The sequence below is a fragment of the Streptomyces sp. NPDC104106 genome (genome assembly GCF_055584345.1).
In genome coordinates this window covers 195,871-218,766 of sequence record NZ_JBVJMF010000015.1, presented here as the reverse complement: position 1 = coordinate 218,766, position 22,896 = coordinate 195,871, and the positions used below count along the sequence as shown (strand labels likewise).

Here is a 22,896-nt window from a genome sequence, read left to right as displayed (position 1 = left end):
CCCCAGGGAAGGTCCATGCTTCATACACCGAGCGGTGGTGCCGGAAGCGGCACCGCCGCCAGGGACAGCGGGCTGATGAGCATCGGCACGGTGCTGAACGCGCTGCGCGAGGAGTTCCCCGACGTCACGATCTCCAAGATCCGTTTCCTGGAGTCGGAGGGGCTCATCGAGCCGCAGCGCACCCCTTCGGGATACCGCAAGTTCAGCGCCGGGGACGTGGAGCGCCTGGCGCACGTGCTGAGGATGCAGCGGGACCACTATCTGCCGCTCAAGGTGATCCGCGAGCATCTGGACGCCATGGAGCGAGGTGAGGCCGTCCAGCTGCCCCTCGTCGGGCGTCAGCGCACTGGTGAGGAGCGTCCGGAGCCGGCGCCGGTGCCCACGGTCGCCCGGGTGGGGCGGGCCGAGCTGCTGGCGGCGGCGGACATCGACGAGGGCGAGCTGAAGGAGTGGGAGTCGTACGGGCTCCTCGCTCCGCTGGCGGACGGGGCCTACGACGCGGAGTCGGTCACCGTGGCCGCTCTGGTGGCCGAACTGGGCCGGTTCGGGATCGAGCCGCGTCACCTTCGGGTGATGAAGGCGGCCGCCGACCGCGAGGCCGGGCTCGTCGACCAGGTGGTGGCCCCGCTCAAGCGCCACCGCAACCCCCAGACCAGGGCACTCGCCGAGGCCCGTACCAAGGAGCTGGCGGTGCTCACGGTGAAGCTGCACGCGGCCCTGGTGAAGAGCGCGCTCGGCGTACGGCTGCCCTGACAGCGGGCCGCCGGCCCGCCGGATCGGGCACCTGTTCCCGGCCCGACTACCCAAACGTCCCGGGCACGGCCTAGGGTTGCTGTGTGAACGAGCTCGATGTCGTAGGTGTCCGGGTCGAAATGCCCTCCAACCAACCGATCGTGCTCCTGCGCGAAGTGGGGGGCGACCGTTACCTCCCCATCTGGATCGGGCCGGGGGAGGCGACGGCGATCGCCTTCGCCCAGCAGGGCATGGCCCCCGCCCGACCGCTGACGCACGACCTGTTCAAGGACGTGCTGGAGGCCGTCGGCCAGGAGCTGACCGAAGTACGCATCACCGACCTGCGGGAGGGCGTCTTCTATGCGGAGCTGGTCTTCGCCAGCGGCGTCGAGGTCAGCGCCCGTCCCTCCGATGCCATAGCGCTGGCGCTGCGCACCGGGACGCCGATCTACGGCAGTGACACGGTGCTGGACGACGCCGGTATCGCCATCCCGGACGAGCAGGAGGACGAGGTGGAGAAGTTCCGCGAGTTCCTCGACCAGATCTCGCCCGAGGACTTCGGCACCAGCAACCAGTGAGCCGAGGGGCAGCTGACCGCGCGCAGCCGGTGGACACCGGCTGCCAGGGCTCCTGCGGGCGGCGTGTGCGGGCCTGTGCCACCGGCGATCGAGAGCGTCCTGCGGCTCCCCACGAGGGCATTCGGCTAGCCTTTCCCCGCGGTGGGACACGGGAAACCACTCCTAGGGTGATTATCACTCGGCGTGCCGAGTGTGGCGATCGTTGACGCACCCCTGGTGACTGCCTACCGTCGAGAAGGCAGGTCAAGGACGGAGGTCGGCGTGAGAACCAGCGGCGACGGTACGGCTGGGGGTGCCCCCGGACGCGGGTTCGGGGAGAGCGGTCCGTACCCTCCCCCGAGTTCACAGCTGCGCTCGAACGGGGGGTACCCCCAGGCGAGCGGCGCGGTCGACCACGCTCCGCGGCGGCCGACGGTGGTACCGGACGGCGGAGGGGCGGCGTCCATGACGTCCGAACAGATCGGCTATCGCGGGCCCACGGCGTGCGCGGCCGCGGGCATCACCTACCGGCAGCTCGACTACTGGGCGCGCACCGGTCTGGTCGAGCCGAGCGTGCGGCCCGCCTACGGGTCGGGCACCCAGCGGCTGTACAGCTTCCGGGACGTGGTCGTCCTGAAGATCGTGAAGCGGTTCCTGGACACCGGGGTGTCGCTGCAGAACATCCGCACGGCCGTCCAGCACCTGAGGGAACGCGGTTTCCGCGACCTGGAGCGGATGACCCTCATGAGCGACGGCGCCACGGTGTACGAGTGCACCTCCCCGGACGAGGTCCACGCCCTGCTCCAGGGCGGTCAGGGCATCTTCGGGATCGCCGTCGGCGTGGTGTGGCGGGATGTGGAAAGCGCGCTCTCCCAGCTGCACGGTGAGCGCATCGACACCGGCGAGACCCTCGTCGGGCACAACCCCGCGGACGAGCTGGCCCGCCGCCGCAACCGGGCGGTCTGACCGCCGTATCCCGCGCCCGGTGTCCCGCGCCACGGCATTGTCAGTGCCGTGGTGCAGCATCGGTGGTGTGAGACACGCGCCGACCATCCTGCATCTCGACATGGATGCCTTCTACGCCTCGGTGGAGCAGGCAGCCAAGCCGAGCCTGCGCGGGAAGGCGGTCGTGGTGGGCGGGCTCGGTCCGCGCGGTGTGGTGGCCACCGCGTCATACGAGGCACGGGTCTTCGGGGTGCACTCGGCGATGCCCATGGCCCAGGCCCGCCGGCTGGCGCCCAACGCCGCGTATCTGGTCCCGCGCTTCGGGGTGTACCGGTCGATCAGCGAGCAGGTGATGGCTCTGCTGCGGGAGCTGTCGCCGCTGGTGGAGCCGCTGAGCCTGGACGAGGCGTTCGTGGACCTGGACGCCGGTGGGACGGCCTGGGACGAGGAGTCGGCCCGGCTGGCCGGGGCCAGGCTGCGCTCGGACATCCGGGCGGTCACCGGGCTCACCGGGTCGGTGGGGCTCGCGGCGTCCAAGATGCTCGCGAAGATCGCCTCCGAGCAGGCCAAGCCCGACGGGCTGGTGCTCATCGAGCCGGGGACCGAGCGGGCGCTGCTGGGGCCGATGCCCGTGCGGACGCTGCCCGGCGTGGGCCCCGCGACCGGCGATCATCTGCGCAGAGCCGGGATCACCACGGTCGAGGAGCTGGCCGAGGCGGGCGAGGACGAGCTGATACGGCTGCTCGGCAAGGCGCACGGGCACGCGCTGTACGCCATGGCGCTGGCCCATGACGACCGTCCCGTGGTGGCCGAGCGCGAGGCGAAGTCGGTGTCGGTCGAGGACACCTACGACGTGGACATCCACGACCGGCCGCGGATCGGACTGGAGGTGCAGCGGCTCGCCGACCGGTGCGTGCGGCGCCTGCGCGATGCCCGGCTGTCCGGGCGGACCATCGTGCTCAAGGTGCGCAGGTACGACTTCTCGACGCTGACCCGCTCCGAGACGCTCAGGGGGCCCACGGACGACCCGGCGGTCGTCCGGGAGGCCGCGGCGCGGCTGCTGGACTCCGTGGACACCACGGGCGGGGTACGGCTGCTCGGTGTGGGCGTGTCCGGCCTCGCCGACTACACACAGGAGGACCTGTTCGCACAGGCCATGCCCGTCCCCGCGGCTTCGGCTGACGAGCCGCAGGGCGCGGTCGTCCCGGCTGTCGAGCGGCGCCCCGAGCCCCCTGAACGGCAGTGGCGGGCCGGGCAGGACGTGCGGCACGCCGAGTACGGGCCCGGGTGGGTGCAGGGCAGCGGCCTGGGGAGGGTGACGGTGCGGTTCGAGACGCCGCAGTCCCCTCCGGGCAGGGTGCGGACGTTCCTGGTGGGCGACCCCGCGCTGGAGCCGTCGGATCCGTTGCCGTTGGTGCCGGATCCCGCTCGCCCGCCCGCCGGACCCGGCCGGCCGGGCGGGGCACCGCACGGCCATCCCGCCGATGTGTGAGGGGGGACCCTGCTCAGCTCTCCTCCGTGCCCGCCAGCTTGCCGAAGTCGTGGTCCGGGAGGGACGGCGGCGGGGCGGTGTCGAGGCCGTAGTGGTGGTAGAGCTGGAGTTCCTGCTCGGGGGAGAGGTGGCGGCCCACGCCGAAGTCGGGGGCGTCCTTGATGAGGGCGCGGTCGAAGGGGACGTGGAGGGTGCCCTCGACGAGTTCGCTCGGCTCCAGCGGCACGAAGGCGTCGCGGGAGAACAGGCCGGTGCGTATGGCCGCCCACTCGGGTACGCCGGTCGCGTCGTCCAGGTACACCTCGTCGACGGTGCCGATCTTGGTGCCGTTGCGGTCGAACGCCTTGCGGCCGATCAGGTTGCGCGGATCGATGTCGGTCTGCACGGTCGCTCTCCCTCCACGTGGTCGCAACTCATTCGTAAGCACTACAAAAGAGCACATTCACGGAGGCGGCCACTCGAGGGCTCAGGCGTTGACCTCGCTGGTAACCTGATGTCGGCTGCTGAACCCGCGCGGGAGAGTCCTCCGACCACCTCGGAGGCGCCGAAGGAGCAAATCCTCCCCGGAATCTCTCAGGCTCACGTACCGCACGGGCGAGGTCACTCTGGAAAGCAGGGCGGGTGTCGACGGCTTCCGCTCTCACCGACGGTGAAAGCCGGGTCCCTCGGGCGCCCGGTGAAGCTCTCAGGTCGAGATGACAGAGGGGGAGGCCGTCGGGGTACCCGCGCCGTGGTGCCCCTCGAAGGTCGCGTCAGACCAGGAGGCCTCCGCAATGACCGCCCACCGCATCCCGCTCTCCGACCTCGAAGCGGGCGTTCCCTTCGAGCAGCGCCACATCGGGCCCGACCACGAGGCGCGGGCCAAGATGCTCGCGCAGGTCGGATACGGCTCCCTGGACGAGCTGACCGCCGCCGCGGTCCCCGACGTGATCAAGAACGCCGACTCCCTGGACCTGCCGGGCGCCCGCACCGAGGCGGAGGTGCTCGCGGAGCTGCGCGCCCTGGCCGACCGCAACCAGGTGCTCGGTTCCATGATCGGTCTGGGGTACTACGGGACGTTCACGCCCCCGGTCATCCTGCGCAACGTCATGGAGAACCCCGCCTGGTACACGGCGTACACGCCGTACCAGCCGGAGATCTCCCAGGGGCGCCTGGAGGCGCTGCTGAACTTCCAGACCATGGTCGCCGACCTGACCGGACTGCCCACCTCCGGTGCCTCCCTCCTCGACGAGGGCACCGCGGCCGCCGAGGCCATGGCGCTGTCGCGGCGCATGGGCAGGAACAAGAAGGGCCTGTTCCTGGTCGACGCGGACGCCCTGCCGCAGACCATCGCCGTCATCGAGACCCGCGCCGAGCCGACCGGTGTCGAGGTCGTCGTCGCCGACCTCAGCGCGGGCATCCCGGCCGACATCGCCGCCCGCGAGATCAACGGCGTGCTGATCCAGTACCCGGGCGCCTCCGGTGCCGTACGCGACATCAAGCCGGTCATCGACCAGGCACACGGACTCGGCGCCCTCGTCACCGTCGCCGCCGACCTGCTCGCGCTCACCCTGCTCACCTCGCCCGGCGAGCTGGGCGCGGACATCGCCGTCGGCACCACCCAGCGTTTCGGCGTGCCGATGGGCTTCGGCGGCCCGCACGCCGGCTACATGGCCGTGCACGAGAAGTTCGCGCGCAGCCTGCCCGGCCGGCTCGTGGGCGTCTCCGTCGACGCCGACGGCCACAAGGCCTACCGGCTCGCGCTGCAGACCCGTGAGCAGCACATCCGCCGTGAGAAGGCCACCAGCAACATCTGCACCGCGCAGGTGCTGCTCGCCGTGATGGCCGGCATGTACGCCGTCTACCACGGCCCGGAGGGACTCAGGACCATCGCGCGCCGGACGCACCGGTACGCCGCGGTCCTCGCCGAGGGGCTGAGGGCCGGCGGTGTCGAGGTCGTCCACGGCGCCTTCTTCGACACCGTCACCGCGCGCGTGCCCGGCAAGGCCGCCGAGGTCGTCGCGGCCGCCCGCGACAACGGCGTGAACCTGCGCCTGGTCGACGCCGACCACGTCTCCGCGGCCTGCGACGAGACGACCGACCGGGCGCGGCTCGGTGCCGTCCTCGCCGCCTTCGGCGTCGCCGGTGACATCGAGGCGCTGGACACGGCCGCCGCGGACGCCCTCCCCGAGGCGCTGCTGCGCACCGACGCCTACCTGACCCACGCGGTCTTCCACCAGCACCGCTCCGAGACCGCCATGCTGCGCTACCTGCGCCGGCTCTCCGACCGCGACTACGCGCTCGACCGCGGCATGATCCCGCTGGGCTCCTGCACCATGAAGCTCAACGCGACCACCGAGATGGAGCCGGTCACCTGGCCCGAGTTCGGCGGGCTGCACCCCTTCGCCCCGGCCGAGCAGGCGCAGGGCTACCTCACGCTCATCCGCGAGCTGGAGGAGCGGCTCGCCGAGGTCACGGGCTACGACAAGGTCTCCCTCCAGCCCAACGCCGGTTCGCAGGGAGAGCTGGCCGGTCTGCTCGCCGTACGCGGCTACCACCGTGCCAACGGCGACGACCAGCGCACCGTCTGCCTGATCCCGTCCTCCGCGCACGGCACCAACGCGGCCAGCGCCGTGATGGCCGGCATGAAGGTCGTCGTCGTCAAGACCGCCGAGGACGGTGAGATCGACGTCGCGGACCTGCGCGCCAAGATCGAGCAGTACCGCGACGAGCTGGCGGTGCTGATGATCACCTACCCGTCGACACACGGTGTCTTCGAGGAGCACGTCGCCGACATCTGCGCCCAGGTGCACGAGGCGGGCGGCCAGGTGTACGTGGACGGCGCCAACCTCAACGCCCTGGTCGGCCTCGCCAAGCCGGGCCACTTCGGCGGTGACGTCTCGCACCTGAACCTGCACAAGACCTTCTGCATCCCGCACGGCGGCGGCGGTCCCGGCGTCGGCCCGGTGGCCGTACGGTCGCACCTGGCGCCGTACCTGCCGAACCACCCGCTGCAGCCCGCGGCGGGGCCGGAGACCGGCGTGGGTCCCATCTCGGCGGCTCCCTGGGGTTCCGCGGGCATCCTGCCCATCTCCTGGGCGTACGTCCGGCTGATGGGCGGCGAGGGCCTCAAGCGGGCCACGCAGGTGGCCGTGCTGTCCGCGAACTACATCGCCAAGCGCCTGGAGCCGCACTACCCGGTGCTCTACACCGGTCCCGGCGGCCTCGTCGCGCACGAGTGCATCATCGACCTGCGCCCGCTGACCAAGGCCACCGGCGTGAGCGTGGACGACGTGGCCAAGCGGCTGATCGACTACGGTTTCCACGCGCCGACCATGTCCTTCCCGGTGGCCGGCACGCTGATGATCGAGCCGACCGAGTCCGAGGACCTCACCGAGCTGGACCGGTTCTGCGACGCGATGATCGCCATCCGCGCGGAGATCGACAAGGTCGGCGCCGGTGAGTGGCCGGCCGAGGACAACCCGCTCCGGGGCGCCCCGCACACCGCCGCCGCGCTCGGCGGTGAGTGGGCGCACGCCTACAGCCGCGAGGAGGCCGTCTTCCCGGCCGGTGTCTCGGCCGCGGACAAGTACTGGCCGCCGGTGCGCCGGATCGACCAGGCCTTCGGCGACCGCAACCTGGTGTGTTCCTGCCCGCCGCTGGACGCGTACGAGGACTGAGCCGCCACGAGAGCCGGGTCTCGTCCACGAGGACCGAAGGAGCGGTGATCTCAGGGCCCCGTCCGCATCCCCGGGCGGGGCCCTGCCATGTCTCCGGCGGATCGCCGGTTCGCTAGGCGGTCGCCAGTGACACCTCCGTCGCCTTGATGAGCGCGACCACGTCCGAGCCCACGAAGAGGCCGAGGTCCTCGACCGCGTCCTTGGTGATCGCCGCCGTCAGTTCGCCGCCGTCGACGGCGATCCTCACGGTGGCCATGACGGCACCGGGCGTGAGGCCGACGACGGCGCCGGGGAGCCGGTTGCGGATCGACAGGCCCTTGACGGAGCCGGTGGCCAGGGAGACCTCGGTCGACTTCACCAGGGCGCGCACGACGGAGCCGGGGGCGAGGCCGAGGTCCCGCGCGGCCTCCAGGGTGATGGCGGCCATGAGGTCCTGGCCGCTGTCCAACCGGAGCCGGACGGTGGCCATGGCCTCGCCGGTGCTCACCTCGGTGACGGTGCCGGGCAGCTGGTTGCGGATGCTCAGGGTCATGGGCACCCACCGTAGGGCGCCCACTCGGTCAGGCCGGGTACGCGTGGGTCTGTGCCGCTTTGACCGTCGCCCAGACGGCCGCGCCGGGGTGCAGATCGAGGTCGGCCGCGGCGACCGTGGTGAGGTCGGCCGCCAGCGGGAGGTCGCCGACGAGGTCGGCGCGGATCTGGTCGCCGTGCGTCTGCAGGCCCTCGACCTCGCAGCGCCACAGGTTCCGGGCGCTCGCGCCGGTCGGGCGGTCCCGGAACAGGGTGACCGCGGAGGGCGGGAACGCCACGAAGACCGGCCCGGACAGCTCCTCGGTGGTCGTGAGCGAGGGCCCGGCGTCGAGCCGTACGGTGTGCCCGTCGGCCCGGCCGCGGTAGAGGTTGAGGCCGACGAGCTGGGCGATGTAGTCCGTGCGCGGGTGGCGGGCGATGTCGGCGGGGGTGCCCTCCTGGACGACCCGGCCGTCCTCGATGACGACGAGCCGGTCCGCGAGCACCATGGCGTCCAGCGGGTCGTGGGTGACCAGGACGGCGACCGCCTCGAACTGAGCGAGATGGCGGCGGAGCTGGGCCCGGACCTCCAGGCGGGTGCGGGCGTCCAGGGCGGCCAGCGGCTCGTCCAGGAGCAGCAGCCGGGGACGGGTGGCGAGCGCGCGGGCGAGGGCCACCCGCTGGGCCTGGCCGCCGGACAGCCGGCGGGGTTTGGCGTGGGCGTGGCCGGCGAGTCCCATGCGCTCCAGCCAGGCCGCCGCCTGGGTACGGGCCTCGGCCTTGGAGACGCCGTGGCAGCGCGGGCCGAACGCGACGTTGTCGAGGGCGGACAGGTGGGGGAAGAGCAGGTAGTCCTGGAAGACGACACCGACGGGGCGGGATTCCGGGGGGGTGCGCTCCAGCGAGGTGCCGTCGAGCCGGAGGTGGCCACCGGTGAGGGGCAGGAGACCGGCGAGGGCGCGGAGGGCGGTGGTCTTGCCGGCGCCGTTGGGGCCGAGCAGGGCGATGACGTCCCCGGGGGCGGCGGTGAGGGTGACGTCCAGGCGGAACGCGGTGCGGTCGACGAGGAGGTGGGCGTCGAGGCCGTCCTGAGAGTGCGGGTGGGCGGTGGGGCGCCGGCCTTCGCCCGGCTGGCGGCACCCGGCCGCACCACCCGTGCGGGTTTCGTCGCCGGGCGTGGGTGGCCCCTGCGGGGATGCGGCACCGTCGGCGGCCGCGGGTTCCCCCGGCGGGTGCGAAGGGCGGGAGCCGTCCGTGGGCGCCGGCGTGGGGGTGTGCGGGGCGCGGCCGGGGGTGGTGGCGTCCGGGGTGGTGGGACGGGGGTTTGTCATGAGGGTGTCATCCAGCGGTCGCGCAGGCCGGCCAGCACCGCGATCGACACCGCGAGCAGGACCAGGCTCAGGGAGATGGCCGCGTCGGGGTCGTTCTGGAGCGCGAGGTAGACCGCGAGGGGCATGGTCTGGGTGCGGCCGGGGAAGTTGCCCGCGAAGGTGATCGTCGCGCCGAACTCGCCGAGCGCGCGGGCCCAGGCGAGGACCGCGCCGGCGGCGATGCCGGGGGCGATCAGCGGCAAAGTGACCCGGCGGAACGCGGTGAAGCGCGACGCGCCGAGCGTGGTGGCCGCCTCCTCGAAGCGCGGGTCGGCCGCGCGCAGGGTGCCCTCGACGCTGATGACCAGGAACGGCATCGCGACGAACGCCTCCGCGAGCACGACGCCGGTGGTGGTGAACGGCAGCGTGATGCCGAACCAGGCGTCCAGCCACTGGCCGATGACGCCGTTGCGGCCGAGGGCCAGCAGCAGGGCGACACCGCCCACCACCGGTGGAAGGACGAGCGGGAGCGTCACCAGGGCGCGGACGAACCCCCGGCCCGGGAACTCCGTACGGGCCAGCAGCCAGGCCAGCGGCACGCCCAGGACGAGGCTCACGGCCGTCGCGGCGGTGGCGCTGACCAGGGACAGCTGGAGCGCCTGCCAGACGCCCGTGCTGGACAGCTGGCCCGGCAGCGTGCGCCAGGGCGCGCGGACGAGCAGCGCGAGCAGCGGCAGCAGCAGGAACGCCAGCGCCACCACACCCGGCAGCAGCAGCGGCAACGGCACCCCGCGCCGGCCCCCCGTGCCGGCGCGGCGACGCCGCGGCCGGCCCGTGCGGGGGCCGGTCGCGACGCCGGGCTGGAGAGGCGAGGTCATGGCTTGAGGAACCCGGCCTCGCCCAGCACCTTCTGGCCTTCGGTGGAGCGCACGAGGGCGATGAACGCCTTGGCCGCCTCGGCGTTCGGCGCGTTCTTCAGCAGGGCGATCGGGTAGTCGTTGATCGCCTCGGACGACTCGGGGAACTCCACGCCCTGCACCTCGCCACCGGCGGCGTGCACATCGGTCTGGTAGACGACCGCCGCGTCCGCCTCCTTCAGCTCCACCTTGTTGAGGGCGCTCTTGACGTCCTGTTCGTAGGAGACCGGCGTGAGCTTCAGATGGCCGGCGTCCAGGGCCTTCTGCGCGGCGGCGCCGCACGGCACCGTCCTGTCGCACAGCACGACCTTCAGGCCGGACCGGGTGAGGTCCTTCAGCGAGGCCACCTTGTGCGGGTTGCCCGGCAGGGTGGCGATCTCCAGCTGGTTGCGGACGAAGGTGGCGGGAGTGCCGGCCGCGTCCTTCCCGTCCGTCACGATCTTCATGGTCTTGGGGCTGGCTGCGGCGAAGACGTCCGCCGGGGCGCCGCTGGTGATGCTCGCGGCGAGGCTGTCGCTGCCGCCGAAGTTGAAGCTGACCTTGGTGCCCGGATGCTGCTGCTCGAACTCCTTGCCCAGGGCCGTGAAGCTCTCCTTGAGGGAAGCGGCGGCGAACACGGTCACGTCACCGGACAGCTTCGTCGAGGACGACGACCCGGATCCGGCCGAGGTGTCCTTGGACGTGGCCGAGCCGGAGGAGCCGGACGACGAGGAGCAGGCGCTGAGGGCCAGCAGGGCGGCGGCTCCCGCACCGGCCACCTGCAGCATCGGCCGGGTCCGGCGCACGGAACGGGTCATCACGGATGTACTCCTCGCGTTCTGCGGAACAAGTGTCGCGCCCTGCCACGGCCGGGGAACCGGCCGTGCGGCGATGATACTGCCGCATCTGCCAGGCGTAAGTCTGCTGTCTCATCGCATGAGCTGCGCAGTTCTGACGCGTGGCTCGCATGTGCGTTTGTACGGCGTGTCCCGGCGGGTACCGTCCAGCGGGGAGGTGGTCGCAGATGACGCTCGCGCAACTCGCCCTGACCGGCGACCTGGCCCGGCCCGCCCGGCTGACCGTCCCGGAGCTGCAGCGCTGGCCGCAGCACCGGGTGGCCGTCAGCTTCGAGTGCGCGACCAGCGGCATCCAGCGCCACCGCTTCACCGGACCGCGCCTGTACGACGTCCTCGCCGACGCCGGCCCCGGCTTCGACCCCGCCCGCCGCAAGGACCGGCTCCGCTTCCTCATCGCGGTCAGCGGTACCGACGGCCACCACGCGGTGCTGTCCTGGGCCGAGATCGACCCCGACTTCGCCGACGCGCCCGTCCTGCTGGGCGTGAGCATCGACGGCACCCCGCTCGACACGGCCGGGCCCCAGCTGGTGCTGCCGCAGGACCGGTGCGGCGCCCGGCACATCAGCGGGATCACCGCGATCCGGGTGGACGGCGGCTACCGCTGTGACCGCGCGGCTGCCGCCGCACCCGGTCACGCAGCAGCGGCACCTCGGTGAACCGCACGCCCGGCCGGGTCGACCGGGTTGTCCCCGGCACTGCGCCGGGTTCAGCACCGTGCCCGCGTCGGCCGGCGCCGGCCGCGGAACCAGCGCGCGTCGAAGGCGACCGGGCGCGGGGTGCCGCCGAAGTGCCCGTCAGCGCGGGAGGCCGCGTGCAGTTCCTTCGGCAGCAGACGCCCGCCCGGGTGAGGTGCGGCCCTCCCGCCACGAGCCGGTAGCCGGTGAGCCCGGCACGCAGGGTGCCCCGGCCCGCGACGACGGTGCCCGTCGAGGCGGAGGCGCCGCGTTCGCCCGCCGCGATCTGCTGGTGCACGATGGTGGTGCCGTTGCCGACCGGGCCCAGCCACCGGCCAGTTCGAAGGCGACGTCGGGCAGCAGGGCGGCCCTCGCGCCGGCGGTGTGGCCGTCGGGCGGACCGGCCGCGATCACCGCCGACCGGCCGGCCTCGGGGACGCCTGCGACCGGCTCCCCCTGGGCGCGGCGCACGACCGACACGCACGGGGCGAGGCCGCAGCTCGCGATGCGCCCGTCCTCCTCGTGACCGCCCGGGGTGCCGCGGCGTCCTTCACCCGCATCTCTCGGGCAGGTCCAAGAGCGCGCACAGGGCGCGGCCGGTGCCTCGGCGAAACCCGCCCGCCGCCGTGTCCTTGCCGTGGACGACCGGGGCGCCCGCTGCCTGGCGTCCTTGAGGTCGAGGACGGCGGGCGGCCGTACTCACCTCGGTCCGCCGGCAGCCCTTCTCGGCCGCCGCCTCACCCGCACGTCAACTCCTGCGGCGGCCGGATCAGACCCGGTCGACGTGCACGTTGGTGGACTTCACGCGCGCGGTGGCCTCCATGCCGACCTCCAGGCCCAGTTCCTCGACGGCTTCCCGGGTGAGCAGGGACACCAGGCGGTGCGGGCCCGCCTGGATCTCCACCTGGGCGGCGACGTCGCCGAGCTTGATCGCCGTGACGATGCCGGGGAAGGCGTTGCGGACCGAGGTGGAGGAGGCGTCCTCCTCGCCGCCGGCCGTCCTGGCCAGCTCGACCGAGAACGCGGCGAGGTCACGGCCGTCGATGAGCCGCCGTCCGGCCTCGTCGCGATGGGTGGCCATCCGACCCGCGTCGGCCCAGCGGCGGGCGGTGTCCGGGCTCACGCCGAGCAGCCGCGCCGCCTGGCCGATCGTGTAGGACTGCATGCCGGTCACGATAGGGCCATCCTGCGGGAACCGTGGACGTGGGGTTGGCCGTTGGGTATAACGCGATATAGCGTTAGTTCGCGACGACGGTCCCCGCGGGGACGACGACGGCTCCCTGCGGGGACCTGCTGAGAACGGGGTGAGGGAATGGCGGCCGACATGGTGGCCACGGACGAACGTTCCGGGCTGCGTGCCTCGCACGCGGACCGGGACCGGGTGGTGGAGGTGCTGGCGGCCGCCGCGGGTGACGGCCGGCTCACCGCCGAGGAGCTGGACGAGCGGGTGACGGCCGCGCTGTCCGCGCGTACGCATGGGCAGTTGGCGGCGCTCACCGCCGACCTGCCCGCCGGGCCCGGTGCGGCACCGGCACCGGTGGCGGCCAAGGACGTCGCCCGGATCGAGCAGCGGTACGCCTCGACGTCCCGCGAGGGCCGCTGGGACGTGCCGCGCCGGCTGGAGATCGACTCCGCCTGGGGCGACGTGACCCTGGACTTCTCCGACGCCGTCCTCACGCACGACACGCTCGCCATCGACCTGGACATGTGCGGCGGCACCCTGCGCCTGATCACCCGGCCGGACATGCTCGTGGACGCCGACTCCCTGGTGCTCGGGCACAGCCGGACCAGGGTCCGCCCGCCCCGTGATCCAGCGGCTCCGGGCGCGTTCCGGGTGGAGATACGGGGGCGGATCAGCATGGGCAAGCTGGAGGCGCGGCAGCCCCGGCGGTGGTTCGGGCGGTAGGGCGCGCCGCGCCCCACCCGGACCGGGCCTCAGCCCGTGTGCACGCGCGGCCGGCGCTGCCGGTTCGGTTCCGCCTCGCGCAGGACCTCACGGGTGACCGGGGCGACCTCGCCCTGCCCGAAGAGGAAGAAGCGCAGGAAGTTGGCGAACGGATTGCCCTCGGTCCACTCGAAGTAGATGTGCGGTGTGCAGCCCGTCATGTCGCGGACGTTGAGGAGCAGCGCGGCCAGGGCGTTCGGGATGGACGCCGACTCCAGGGTGAGCACCCGGTAGCGGCCGTGCAGCACCTCGCCCCGCACGGTCAGGCCCGCCTCGAACTCGGAGGGGTCGGTGACCGTGACCTCGACGAAGACGAAGTCCTCCTGCTCGGGCATGTCGTTGTCGGCGCGGATCTGCTCGATCTTGTCGCGGTATTCGGCCTTGTCGCGATGGCCGGGCTCGTTGGCGATGAACCGTATCTTCCGGCTGGCCATGTCCCGGATGAATCGTTCCGCCATCGGATCGAACGTCACACTGGTCACGCGCAGTTCGAAGGCGCGGGCGAGCCGGGACAGCAGCGAGACCAGGATGATGCCGACGATGAAGCAGGCACCGATCTTCACACCGTCCGGGCGCTCGATGACGTTCACGACCGTGGTGTAGAGGAACACCGCCGAGATCACGCCGAAGCCGATGGTCCACTTGCGCTGCCCGGCCTTGCGCGCCGCGATGGTCACCGCGATCGCCGCGGAGGTGATGAGCACCAGCACGCCGGTGGCGTAGGCGCCGCCCTGCTTGTCGACGTTGGCGTCGAAGATCCAGGTCACCAGGAACGCGACGAGGGTGAAGACGATGACCATGGGGCGCACGGCGCGGGCCCAGTGCGGGGCCATGCCGTAGCGGGGCAGGTAGCGCGGCATGAGGTTGAGCAGGCCGGCCATCGCGGAGGCGCCGGCGAACCACAGGATGGCGATGGTCGAGATGTCGTAGACCGTGCCGAAGGCGCCACCCAGGTACTGGTGCGCGAGGTAGGCGAGGGCACGTCCGTTGGCCGGGCCGCCGGTCTTGAAGTCGTTCTCCGGGATGAGCAGTGTGGTGATGAAGCTGGACGTGATCAGGAACGCGCTCATGATGATCGCGGCCGTGGTGAGCAGCTTCTTGGTGTCCCGGATCCGCCCGGTCGGCTTCTCCTCGGTGTCGTCCGGGTCGCCCTGGACGTGCGGCATGACGGCGACGCCGGTCTCGAAGCCGGACAGGCCGAGGGCGAGTTTGGGGAACACGATCAGCGCCAGGCCGATCATGACGAAGATGTTGCCGTGCTGCACGGTCAGCGCGTTGGACCAGTCGGTGATCACATGGCCCGCGGTGAGCACGTGGTAGAGACCGACGATCACGACGACGACGTTGAGCGCGAGGTAGACGCCGACCAGCGCCGTCGCGACACCGATCGCCTCCAGGAAGCCCTTGAGGAACACCGCGCCGAGCAGCGCCACCAGGATCAGGGTGATCAGCATTTGCCGGCCGTGCAGGACGTTCGTCAGATGCGGGTTCTCCACCAGGTGGGTGGAGGCGTCGGCGGCCGAGAGCGTGATGGTGATCAGGAAGTCGGTGGCGGCGAAGCCCAGCAGCGTGAGGACGAAGAGCTTGCCCTGCCAGAAGGACAGCAGCCGCTCCAGCATGGCGATCGAACCCTCGCCGTGCGGGCTCTCCTCGGCGACGCGGCGGTACACCGGAAGCGCGCCGGCCAGGGTGACGATGACGAGCACGATGGTCGCGATCGGCCCCAGCAGGCCGGCCGCGAGCGCCGCGATGCCCGGCTGGTAGCCCAGGGTGGAGAAGTAGTCCACACCGGTCAGGCACATCACCCGCCACCAGCGCTGCCCCTGGTGCGGGGGCTCGGGTTCGGCGTGGGGGCCCGTGTGACCGCCCGGCTTGCCCATGTCGGACAGCCCCTCCAGCATCCAGGCGCGCAAACGACTGGAAGGAGGGTGTTCGGTCGTGGCCATCGGCGTGCTCCTGTATGCGGCTCAGCTCTTTCCGGCCATCACGCGGACGGCCGCACCAGCGTATGCGGAGAGTGATGTCTGGGCCCATGGATCTCGGCGCGGTGGGCGTCAAGCTTGCGTTAAGAATGACCCTGGGCCGACCGCGGCGCATCAAGACGAGTCCGAGTGCTGTGACCTGGAGCACTGTCGGTCGGACGGCGGGTCGGGCCGCCCGCTCGCGATGCCACCGAGTGGTCATGTCGGCGGAATCCTGACGGCTACGGGACGCTTCTTTGACGTGGCCACAGGAGTGACGGCGGCGCGCGGCCACGGCGCGTGACCACGGTGCGTGACCGTCGCCGCGCGCTGCCCCCTGCTCCGGCTCCGGTGTCCTGCCGCCGGCGCCGGCGCGGGATGCCGGGTCGATGCCCGGTCGTCCTCGCGGGTGCCCGATCCGACGCCGCCGACACCCCTGACTCTCCGGTGGTCACCCGGACATCGCGCTCTCGGGCTTCGCGACCCGTGGCTCCGACGTCTCGGAGTGGGGCCGTGGGTGCCCGTAAGCCGGGCGTCGCCGCCGGCCGGCCCGTCGTCACAGCCGGCGGAGATCCATGCGCAGATGCCATGTGTTCCGCCGGTGGACCGACAGCAGTTCGGTTTCGAGCGGGGACGGGGGGATGGCGAGGACCGGGCAGTCCGCATGGGCCAGGCAGTGCCGGGAGACCCGACCGGAGAAGGCGCGGTGCAGTCCGCGCCGCCCCGCCCCGACGACCAGCACGTCGTCCTCACGGTCCGCCGTCGCCACGAGAGCGGGGCCCGGGGCGCCGCGGACGACGACGGCGCGCATCGGCACCCCTGGGCCGTCCCCGCCGAAGATCTCCTCCAGCACCGCGCACAGCCGCTGCCGGGCCAGGCGTTGCCAGTCCTCGATCAGGAGACCGCCGACGGGGGCGCGGCGGGCGGCGGAGTCACCGCCCGGCGGCTCCCAGGCCAGCACCGGCCACAGCTCGGCTCCCAGCCGCCGGGCCAGCGCGGTGGCCCGGCGCAGGGCCGTGACGCTGCCCAGGGAACCGCTCACACCGACCACCACCCGAGCCCTCGCCGAGGCGTCGTCACCGGACATCGTTCCACCGCTCCTCGCGTCCTGGCGGGCGCCGCCGGTGTGACGCGCGGGGACGTGCCCGCCTGCAAGGCCCTTGCTTCCTTCCATCCCACCTCCGCGCGGGCGATTCGACCAGCCGGCGCGTGCCGTGTCGTCCCGGCGGCGGCCGCCTCGTCCTTCCCCCGGGTCGATCCGCCCGCGCGCCGCCAGGATTCGGCGCCTCAGTCGAAACTTTCGAGCGGCCGTTGGGGGCGCGAGCCATGCCGATCTACGACAACCCCGTGATCCCCGGCTTCCACCCCGACCCGGGCGTGTGCCGGGTGGGGGACGACTGCTGCCTGGTGTGTTCCAGCTTCGAGTACGTCCGCGGCGTCCCGCTCTTCCACAGCCGGGACCTGGTGCACTGGCGGCAGATCGGCAACGCCCTCGACCGCCCGGCCAGTTGACGCTGCCGGACTCCCTGCGGGCCTCGGGCGGCATCTACGCGCCGACGATCCGCCACCACGACGGGCTCTTTCCGAAGGGATCGATCGTTCGGCTGGCCGAACTGGACGGCCGCTGTCTCTCCACCCAAGTGGCCACCGGATTCCCCGGTCGCGTCCTCGGTGTGTACGTCACCGAGGGCAGTGCGGCGCGACCTTCTACTGGTTCGACTACGCGCCCGCTCCCTCGTGCACGACACCTTGACGCTCCCAACGGGCCTTTCTAGAGTCGCGGTTCGGAACGTTCGGCACTTTCCTCGAATGTTTCGACCCACCGGGATGCGGAAAGTGCTCAGGCGGCTTGCGACGGCCCCCGCACTCTGAGTCGGGATCCTCTCCACGGCAACTCCGGAAGTTTCGAAGGAGCGCAAGATGGGCGACCCTGCACTGTCCCGCCGCGGCTTCCTGGCGGCCTCCGTCGCCGCCGGTCTCGGCATGACCGCGCTCAGCGGCTGCGGCGGCGACTCGGGCGGAGGGTCGTCCTCGGGGACGACCACGATCGAGTGGTGGAACATCTCGACCACCGAGCCCACCAAGACCGTCTGGGCCGGTCTGGCCAAGAAGTTCGAGGCCCAGAACCCCAGGGTCAAGCTCAAGATCGTGCAACTGGAGAACGACGCCTACAAGTCGAAGATGACGGCGCTGATCGCGTCGGGGAAGCTCCCGGACATCTTCCACACCTGGGGCGGCGGGGTGCTCCAGCAGCAGGTCGAGGCGGGGCTGGTCGAGGACCTCACCGACCACACCAAGCCCTGGGCCGACGGGATGCTGTCGGTCGCCCAACAGCCGTTCCTCGTGGGCGGCAAACTCTACGGCGTCCCCTTCGACATCGGCATGGTCGGCTTCTGGTACAACAAGGCGCTCTTCAAGAAGGCCGGGATCAGCGCGCCCCCCACCACCTGGAGCGCCTTCCTGGACGCCGTGAGGAAGCTGAAGTCCGCCGGCGTCACCCCGCTCGCGCTGGCCGGCAAGGAGAGCTGGACCGCCATGTACTACTGGGCGTACCTGGCGATGCGCACCGCCGGCGTCCACGCCCTGCAGAAGGCCGCCGACAAGAAGGACTTCACCGGCGACGGGTTCGTCCGGGCCGGGCAGCACCTGAAGGACCTCGTGGACCTCCAGCCCTTCCAGAAGGGGTTCCTCGGCGCCGCCTACTCCACCCCCACCGGCCAGGCCGCGACCGTCGGCAACGGCAAGGCGGCCATGGAGCTGATGGGCCAGTGGGCGCCGGTGGTGGAGGCCGACGCCGGCAAGGGGCTGGGCGCGGACCTCGGCTTCTTCCCGTTCCCCGAGGTCGAGGGCGGCGCCGGCAAGATCACCGAGGTGTTCGGCGGGGGCGGCGGCCACGCCCTGCGCAAGGGCGCCCCGCAGGCGGCCGTGGACTTCCTGAAGTTCTTCGCCTCGCAGACCACCGACCGCGAACTGGTGCGGAGGACCGGCACGCTGCCGGTCGTCCCCGCGGCCGAGAGCGTCCTGACCAACGCCAACCTCAAGGCCGTACAAGCCCAGTTGAAGGCCGCCACCGGCTTCCAGCTCTACCTCGACCAGGCCTACACGCCCGCCCTCGGCCAGCAGGTCAACGACAGCGTGGCCGGGCTGATCGCCGGCTCCAAGTCCCCGCAAGCGGTCACACAGGCGATCACCAGCACCGCCAAGCAGGAGCAGTAGGGCAGGCGATGACCTCCACGTTCCTCTCCGACAAGCGCGGCGGACCCGGCGCCGTCCGGCCCGCCCCGGCCGCCGACGCGGTCCGGCAGCGTGCCCGGCGGCGCGCCCTGCACTGGCTCACCGCCGTCGGTTTCCAGGTCCCGGCCCTCGCCCTGTTCGGTGTCCTCGTCCTGCTGCCGATCCTGTTCGCGCTGTACGCGTCCTTCTTCCGCTGGGGCGGCTTCGGGATGCCGTCCGACTACACCGGCACCGACAACTTCAGCCGGCTGCTCAAGGACCCCGTCTTCCTCGGCGACCTGTGGCGCTGTCTGCTGCTCGTCGTGCTGTCGCTGGCGCTGCAACTGCCCTTCGCGCTCGCCATGGCCGTGCTGCTGAACCAGAAGGTGCGCGGCCGGGCCGTCTACCGGATGCTGTTCTTCGCGCCGTACGTGCTCTCCGAGGCCATCACCGGCGTGCTGTTCAGCATGATCTTCGCCCCGGACCAGGGGCTCGCCGACCACGTCCTCAAGGCCGTCGGCCTCGGCGGGCTCGGTGGCGAGTGGTTCGCCGGCACCTCCACCGTGATGGCCACGCTGTTCCTCGTCATGACCTGGAAGTACTTCGGCTTCCACATGATGCTGTACCTGGCCGGCCTGCAGGCCATCCCGGCCGAGCTGACCGAGGCGGCGGTCGTCGACGGCGCGAACCCCTGGCAGCGCTTCCGCCACGTCACCCTGCCGCTGCTCGCGCCCACCCTGCGGATCAGCGTCTTCCTGTCGGTGATCGGCTCCATCCAGCTGTTCGACCTGGTGTGGGTGGTCACCGCGGGCGGCCCCGACCACCACTCCGAGACGATGGCCGTGACCATGTTCCAGTACGGCTTCAAGCGCTACCAGGTCGGCTACGCCAGCGCGATCAGCGTGGTCATGTTCGCCATCAGCCTCGTCTTCGCCCTCGCCTACCAGCGGTTCGTCCTGCGCCGCGACCTCGAAGGGGCCACCACGAACATGAGGGGAGCCGACGCATGAGCGTCCGCCGCAAGGGCCGTACCCTGCCGCTGCACGTGGTGCTGGTCGTCGTCGGCGCGGTGATGGCCGTACCCCTGCTGTCCGCGCTGCTCTCCGGTTTCAAGTCCACCGACCAGCTCTCCCGCAACCCCGTGGGCCTGCCGCACCCGTGGGTCCTGTCCAACTACGGCGACATCCTGGCGTCGGGCTCGTTCTGGCGGCTGGTCGGCAACAGCACGTTCATCGCGGTCGGTACGACGGTCATCGTCGTCGTGGTCTCCGCGCTCGCCGCGTTCTCCTTCGCGCGGTTCGCCTTCCGCGGCCGGGAGTTGCTGTTCACGCTGTTCACGATGGGGCTGATGTTCCCCTTCGCGGTGGCCGCGCTGCCGCTGTTCCTGCTGTTGCGCTCGATGGGGCTGCTGGACAACCCACTGGGCGTGATCCTGCCGCAGGCGGCGTTCGGGCTGCCGATGACCATCATCATCCTGCGCGGCTTCTTCCGGCAGATCCCCGGCGAGCTGGAGGAGGCGGCCACGCTCGACGGCTGCGGACCGCTCGGCTTCTTCTGGCGCATCCTGCTGCCGATGGCCCGGCCCGCGCTCGGCACGGTCTGCGTCCTCACCGTCGTCGCCAGCTGGAACAACTTCTTCCTGCCGCTGCTGGTGTTCACCGACAACACCTGGTGGACCATCCCGATCGGCGTGCAGCAGTTCCAGGGCCAGTACTCCGCGGACACCGCCCGCGTCTTCGCCTACCTCGTCCTCGCCATGGTCCCCGCCCTCGCCTTCTACTCCGTCGCCGAACGCCAGCTCGTCGGCGGTCTCACCGCCGGTGCCACCAAGGGCTGAGCCACACCTCTTCCAGCAGACAGGAGCCGCACCATGCCCCAGGTACGTCTGAGAATCGCCGGCGCCCTCGCGGCCGCCCTCGTGGCGGCCGGTGTCGCCACCGGCCCCACCGCCCAGGCCGCACCGGCCCATGCCCGCCAGCCCACCCTCGCGAACCTCGCCGAGCGACACGGCCGCTACTTCGGCAGCGCCACCGACAACCCCGAACTCACCGACAGCGCCTACACGAAGATCCTCGGCAGCGAGTTCGACATGATCACGCCGGGCAACGGCATGAAGTGGTACGCCACCGAGCCCCAGCAGGGCGTCTTCGACTGGACCAACGGCGACCAGATCGTGAACCTGGCCCGGAGGAACCACCAGCGGGTCCGGGCCCACACCCTGGTCTGGCACAGCCAGCTGCCGGACTGGCTCACCTCGAAGCAGTGGACGGCCCCCGAACTGCGGGCCGTGCTGAAGAAGCACATCACCACCGAGGTGCGGCACTACCGGGGCAAGGTCTACTCCTGGGACGTCGTCAACGAGGCCTTCAACGAGGACGGCACCTACCGCGAGACGCTCTGGTACAAGACGCTCGGCCCCGGCTACATCGCCGACGCGCTGCGCTGGGCCCACGAGGCCGACCCGCACGCCAGGCTCTACCTCAACGACTACAACATCGAGGCGACCGGCCCCAAGAGCGACGCCTACTACGCCCTCGCCCGGCAACTCAAAGCCGAGGGCGTACCCCTCGACGGCATCGGCTTCCAGACCCATCTGGCGCTCCAGTACGGCTATCCCACCACCCTGAAGGACAACCTCGCCCGTTTCGCCCGCCTCGGCCTGGACACCGCGCTCACCGAGGTCGACATCCGGATGCAGCTGCCGGCGACCGACGCCAAGCTGGCCGAACAGGCCGACTGGTACCGGCAGGTGACCGAGGCCTGCCTGGCCGTGCGCCGGTGCGTCGGCGTCACCATCTGGGACTACACCGACAAGTACTCCTGGATCCCGGCCGTCTTCCCCGGCGAGGGCGCCGCCCTGCCGTGGGACGAGCAGCTGAGGCCCAAGCCGGCGTACCAGGCACTGCGGGAGGCGCTGCGCTAGCACCCGGACACGGTCGGTAGCCGTCGGCGGACACGCGTCGGGGCCGGTGCGCACCTGCTGGGTGCGGCCGGCCCCTCGGGTCGTTCGCGCGCGCTCCGCTCAGGCGGCGGTCGCCACATGCTCCGCACCCAGCGGGCGGTGCGGAGCGATGATCCGGCCGTCGGGAAGCAGCTCACCGGTGTCCTCGAAGAGCAGGACGCCGTTGCACAGCAGACTCCAGCCCTGTTCCGGGTGGTGCGCCACGAGGCGGGCGGACTCCCGGTCGGCGGACTCGGCGGTCGGACACGGCGGCTGGTGCTGGCACATGGGTGGGATCTCTCGCTCTGTCGTGGTCATGGCCGTCCCCCCGTGATGACAAGTCGGTCGGAACCCAGTGTTGCCCTCCGGGCGTCGTTCCGCAGGGATTTCGTGGCACCGCTTCTCACAGGTTCATGACGCGTCACCCGCGCGGACGGTTCAGTCCACATGCGCTGTCCCTTTGGGTGGTTCGCGGTGGCCGGATAGGGCTAGTCCATGCAGGCCGGGCGACCGGTCCCCGGACAGGGGTGTGCCCCGCCGTCCGGTGCGGGCGGCGGGGCACACACGTGTCGTACGCGGGTGTCGGTCAGGCGGCGGGCGAGTCGAGGACGGTCGGTCCGAGGAGCGGAACCGGCGTGGCGCGACGGTTCAGCACCGGCAGCAGCTCGGCGACCCGGAACGGGCGGTGCGCCGGTATGCCGGGCGGCGCGGGGGCCAGCGGCACGAGCAGGTCGGCGCCGTCCGGATGGCCCTCGGCGCCGTCGGCGGTGAGGTCGCCGTGCAGCCACAGCGTGAGCATGTACAGCCCCGGAACGGACAGCAGCCGCGCCTGGTACGGCTGTTGCAGCATCTCGGCCTGCTGCAGCGCGCGCTCGGTGGAGGGGACGTACGGGCCCTCGAAGAAGTGCGAGAAGGCCCAGCCGTCCGGGGTGAGCATGGTCTCGGCCGCGGCCACCGCCTTGTCGCCGCAGCGGATCAGGAAACGCCAGCCGGCCAGCCGGGTCGCGGACAGGCCCTGGGCGCTGATCCGGTCCAGCACATGGACGGGCAGCGGGAATTCGGGTGTCGCCGGGCCCTGCGCGGCGCGCAGGGAGGGGGTGCGGGCCTCGCGGACGGCGGTGGGGGAACCGAGGGCGGCGAGGACGGAACGCAGTGCGGGCGCGGGGGCAGGGGGCACGTGCAGCGGCATGTGGGTCGCCTCTCT

20 protein-coding genes, 2 pseudogenes and 2 riboswitches are annotated in these 22,896 nt (G+C 71.8%); of the genes and pseudogenes, 12 read left to right on the top strand and 10 right to left on the bottom strand.

Annotated elements, in window-relative coordinates; genetic code table 11:
- Nucleotides 1-15: 15 nt before the first annotated feature.
- The 4 genes and pseudogenes from ftsR to ACZ60X_RS30955 all read left to right on the top strand — a co-directional run bounded on the left by ftsR (nucleotide 16) and on the right by ACZ60X_RS30955 (nucleotide 3,818).
- Nucleotides 16-753 carry a transcriptional regulator FtsR gene (ftsR, locus tag ACZ60X_RS30970; protein WP_469605426.1) on the top strand — a complete coding sequence of 246 codons (738 nt, stop codon included), beginning with the start codon at nucleotides 16-18 and terminating at the stop codon, nucleotides 751-753.
- 83 nt (nucleotides 754-836) lie between these two features.
- Complete coding sequence (locus ACZ60X_RS30965) at nucleotides 837-1,310, top strand: bifunctional nuclease family protein (RefSeq protein WP_004934251.1); 474 nt, start codon at nucleotides 837-839, stop codon at nucleotides 1,308-1,310.
- 261 nt (nucleotides 1,311-1,571) lie between these two features.
- On the top strand, nucleotides 1,572-2,255 hold the full coding sequence (locus tag ACZ60X_RS30960) for a MerR family transcriptional regulator (RefSeq protein WP_469605424.1): 684 nt from the start codon (nucleotides 1,572-1,574) through the stop codon (nucleotides 2,253-2,255).
- A gap of 67 nt (nucleotides 2,256-2,322) precedes the next feature.
- Nucleotides 2,323-3,818: pseudogene (locus tag ACZ60X_RS30955) on the top strand (DNA polymerase IV).
- Here ACZ60X_RS30955 and ACZ60X_RS30950 read toward each other — a convergent pair.
- A complete protein-coding gene (locus ACZ60X_RS30950; protein ID WP_469605421.1) occupies nucleotides 3,740-4,111 on the bottom strand; it encodes a PRC-barrel domain-containing protein in 372 nt (123 codons plus the stop codon). The pseudogene ACZ60X_RS30955 and the gene ACZ60X_RS30950 sit on opposite strands and share 79 nt — an antisense overlap.
- Before the next feature lie 119 nt (nucleotides 4,112-4,230).
- A riboswitch (glycine riboswitch) is annotated at nucleotides 4,231-4,325 on the top strand.
- A riboswitch (glycine riboswitch) is annotated at nucleotides 4,326-4,438 on the top strand. It abuts the riboswitch before it with no gap.
- Between the two features lie 61 nt (nucleotides 4,439-4,499).
- On the opposite strand from ACZ60X_RS30950, the gene gcvP reads away from it, so the two are divergent.
- Complete coding sequence (gcvP, locus tag ACZ60X_RS30945) at nucleotides 4,500-7,385, top strand: aminomethyl-transferring glycine dehydrogenase (protein ID WP_469605419.1); 2,886 nt, start codon at nucleotides 4,500-4,502, stop codon at nucleotides 7,383-7,385.
- Nucleotides 7,386-7,497: 112 nt separating this feature from the next.
- Here gcvP and ACZ60X_RS30940 read toward each other — a convergent pair whose 3' ends face one another.
- The 4 genes from ACZ60X_RS30940 to modA are packed head-to-tail and all read right to left on the bottom strand — an operon-like array spanning nucleotide 7,498 to nucleotide 10,919.
- Nucleotides 7,498-7,917, bottom strand: a complete 420-nt coding sequence (locus ACZ60X_RS30940) for a TOBE domain-containing protein (protein ID WP_469605416.1) — start codon at nucleotides 7,915-7,917, stop codon at nucleotides 7,498-7,500.
- A gap of 28 nt (nucleotides 7,918-7,945) precedes the next feature.
- Nucleotides 7,946-9,226: an ABC transporter ATP-binding protein gene (locus tag ACZ60X_RS30935; protein WP_469605414.1), complete on the bottom strand. Its 1,281-nt coding sequence runs from the start codon at nucleotides 9,224-9,226 to the stop codon at nucleotides 7,946-7,948.
- Nucleotides 9,223-10,083: a molybdate ABC transporter permease subunit gene (gene modB / locus ACZ60X_RS30930; protein ID WP_469605412.1), complete on the bottom strand. Its 861-nt coding sequence runs from the start codon at nucleotides 10,081-10,083 to the stop codon at nucleotides 9,223-9,225. The genes ACZ60X_RS30935 and modB overlap by 4 nt, the downstream gene beginning before the upstream one ends.
- Complete coding sequence (gene modA / locus ACZ60X_RS30925; protein ID WP_469605409.1) at nucleotides 10,080-10,919, bottom strand: molybdate ABC transporter substrate-binding protein; 840 nt, start codon at nucleotides 10,917-10,919, stop codon at nucleotides 10,080-10,082. The genes modB and modA overlap by 4 nt, the downstream gene beginning before the upstream one ends.
- Before the next feature lie 206 nt (nucleotides 10,920-11,125).
- Here modA and ACZ60X_RS30920 point away from each other — a divergent pair, with 206 nt between their 5' ends.
- Nucleotides 11,126-11,614, top strand: a complete 489-nt coding sequence (locus ACZ60X_RS30920) for a molybdopterin-dependent oxidoreductase (protein WP_469605406.1) — start codon at nucleotides 11,126-11,128, stop codon at nucleotides 11,612-11,614.
- Between the two features lie 787 nt (nucleotides 11,615-12,401).
- On the opposite strand, the gene ACZ60X_RS30915 is transcribed toward ACZ60X_RS30920, so the two are convergent.
- Nucleotides 12,402-12,797, bottom strand: a complete 396-nt coding sequence (locus tag ACZ60X_RS30915; RefSeq protein ID WP_469605403.1) for a TOBE domain-containing protein — start codon at nucleotides 12,795-12,797, stop codon at nucleotides 12,402-12,404.
- Nucleotides 12,798-12,956: 159 nt separating this feature from the next.
- Here ACZ60X_RS30915 and ACZ60X_RS30910 point away from each other — a divergent pair, with 159 nt between their 5' ends.
- On the top strand, nucleotides 12,957-13,538 hold the full coding sequence (locus tag ACZ60X_RS30910) for a DUF1707 SHOCT-like domain-containing protein (protein WP_469605401.1): 582 nt from the start codon (nucleotides 12,957-12,959) through the stop codon (nucleotides 13,536-13,538).
- Between the two features lie 29 nt (nucleotides 13,539-13,567).
- On the opposite strand, the gene ACZ60X_RS30905 is transcribed toward ACZ60X_RS30910, so the two are convergent.
- A complete protein-coding gene (locus ACZ60X_RS30905) occupies nucleotides 13,568-15,523 on the bottom strand; it encodes an APC family permease (RefSeq protein ID WP_469605398.1) in 1,956 nt (651 codons plus the stop codon).
- A gap of 571 nt (nucleotides 15,524-16,094) precedes the next feature.
- Nucleotides 16,095-16,625, bottom strand: a complete 531-nt coding sequence (locus tag ACZ60X_RS30900) for a universal stress protein (protein ID WP_469605396.1) — start codon at nucleotides 16,623-16,625, stop codon at nucleotides 16,095-16,097.
- Nucleotides 16,626-16,864: 239 nt separating this feature from the next.
- Here ACZ60X_RS30900 and ACZ60X_RS30895 point away from each other — a divergent pair.
- The 5 genes and pseudogenes from ACZ60X_RS30895 to ACZ60X_RS30875 form a co-directional block, all read left to right on the top strand.
- Nucleotides 16,865-17,121 (top strand): annotated as a pseudogene (locus ACZ60X_RS30895) (family 43 glycosylhydrolase); the annotation flags it as partial.
- A gap of 337 nt (nucleotides 17,122-17,458) precedes the next feature.
- Nucleotides 17,459-18,754 carry an extracellular solute-binding protein gene (locus ACZ60X_RS30890; protein ID WP_469605393.1) on the top strand — a complete coding sequence of 432 codons (1,296 nt, stop codon included), beginning with the start codon at nucleotides 17,459-17,461 and terminating at the stop codon, nucleotides 18,752-18,754.
- A gap of 8 nt (nucleotides 18,755-18,762) precedes the next feature.
- Entirely contained in the window at nucleotides 18,763-19,761 is a 999-nt protein-coding gene (locus ACZ60X_RS30885) for a carbohydrate ABC transporter permease (RefSeq protein WP_469605390.1), read from the top strand.
- On the top strand, nucleotides 19,758-20,588 hold the full coding sequence (locus tag ACZ60X_RS30880) for a carbohydrate ABC transporter permease (protein WP_469605388.1): 831 nt from the start codon (nucleotides 19,758-19,760) through the stop codon (nucleotides 20,586-20,588). The genes ACZ60X_RS30885 and ACZ60X_RS30880 overlap by 4 nt, the downstream gene beginning before the upstream one ends.
- A 33-nt stretch (nucleotides 20,589-20,621) precedes the next feature.
- Nucleotides 20,622-21,674, top strand: a complete 1,053-nt coding sequence (locus tag ACZ60X_RS30875) for an endo-1,4-beta-xylanase (RefSeq protein ID WP_469605385.1) — start codon at nucleotides 20,622-20,624, stop codon at nucleotides 21,672-21,674.
- 99 nt (nucleotides 21,675-21,773) lie between these two features.
- Here the strand turns inward: ACZ60X_RS30875 and ACZ60X_RS30870 are convergent, their stop codons facing one another.
- Together ACZ60X_RS30870 and ACZ60X_RS30865 are read right to left on the bottom strand one after the other, a co-directional pair.
- Complete coding sequence (locus ACZ60X_RS30870; RefSeq protein ID WP_469605455.1) at nucleotides 21,774-21,980, bottom strand: DUF5999 family protein; 207 nt, start codon at nucleotides 21,978-21,980, stop codon at nucleotides 21,774-21,776.
- Nucleotides 21,981-22,278: 298 nt separating this feature from the next.
- Nucleotides 22,279-22,881 (bottom strand): hypothetical protein, encoded by a 603-nt coding sequence (locus ACZ60X_RS30865; protein WP_469605383.1) that lies wholly within the window; start codon nucleotides 22,879-22,881, stop codon nucleotides 22,279-22,281.
- Nucleotides 22,882-22,896 lie beyond the last annotated feature (15 nt).

Excerpts from the sequence above, each read along its gene's own strand:
- ftsR (WP_469605426.1), top strand. The coding sequence starts at position 16 with ATGCTTCATACACCGAGCGGTGGTGCCGGAAGCGGCACCGCCGCCAGG.
- gcvP (WP_469605419.1), top strand. The coding sequence starts at position 4,500 with ATGACCGCCCACCGCATCCCGCTCTCCGACCTCGAAGCGGGCGTTCCC.
- ACZ60X_RS30940 (WP_469605416.1), bottom strand. The coding sequence starts at position 7,917 with ATGACCCTGAGCATCCGCAACCAGCTGCCCGGCACCGTCACCGAGGTG.
- ACZ60X_RS30935 (WP_469605414.1), bottom strand. The coding sequence starts at position 9,226 with ATGACAAACCCCCGTCCCACCACCCCGGACGCCACCACCCCCGGCCGC.
- modB (WP_469605412.1), bottom strand. The coding sequence starts at position 10,083 with ATGACCTCGCCTCTCCAGCCCGGCGTCGCGACCGGCCCCCGCACGGGC.
- modA (WP_469605409.1), bottom strand. The coding sequence starts at position 10,919 with ATGACCCGTTCCGTGCGCCGGACCCGGCCGATGCTGCAGGTGGCCGGT.
- ACZ60X_RS30920 (WP_469605406.1), top strand. The coding sequence starts at position 11,126 with ATGACGCTCGCGCAACTCGCCCTGACCGGCGACCTGGCCCGGCCCGCC.
- ACZ60X_RS30915 (WP_469605403.1), bottom strand. The coding sequence starts at position 12,797 with ATGCAGTCCTACACGATCGGCCAGGCGGCGCGGCTGCTCGGCGTGAGC.
- ACZ60X_RS30910 (WP_469605401.1), top strand. The coding sequence starts at position 12,957 with ATGGTGGCCACGGACGAACGTTCCGGGCTGCGTGCCTCGCACGCGGAC.
- ACZ60X_RS30905 (WP_469605398.1), bottom strand. The coding sequence starts at position 15,523 with ATGGCCACGACCGAACACCCTCCTTCCAGTCGTTTGCGCGCCTGGATG.
- ACZ60X_RS30900 (WP_469605396.1), bottom strand. The coding sequence starts at position 16,625 with ATGTCCGGTGACGACGCCTCGGCGAGGGCTCGGGTGGTGGTCGGTGTG.
- ACZ60X_RS30890 (WP_469605393.1), top strand. The coding sequence starts at position 17,459 with ATGGGCGACCCTGCACTGTCCCGCCGCGGCTTCCTGGCGGCCTCCGTC.
- ACZ60X_RS30885 (WP_469605390.1), top strand. The coding sequence starts at position 18,763 with ATGACCTCCACGTTCCTCTCCGACAAGCGCGGCGGACCCGGCGCCGTC.
- ACZ60X_RS30880 (WP_469605388.1), top strand. The coding sequence starts at position 19,758 with ATGAGCGTCCGCCGCAAGGGCCGTACCCTGCCGCTGCACGTGGTGCTG.
- ACZ60X_RS30875 (WP_469605385.1), top strand. The coding sequence starts at position 20,622 with ATGCCCCAGGTACGTCTGAGAATCGCCGGCGCCCTCGCGGCCGCCCTC.
- ACZ60X_RS30870 (WP_469605455.1), bottom strand. The coding sequence starts at position 21,980 with ATGTGCCAGCACCAGCCGCCGTGTCCGACCGCCGAGTCCGCCGACCGG.
- ACZ60X_RS30865 (WP_469605383.1), bottom strand. The coding sequence starts at position 22,881 with ATGCCGCTGCACGTGCCCCCTGCCCCCGCGCCCGCACTGCGTTCCGTC.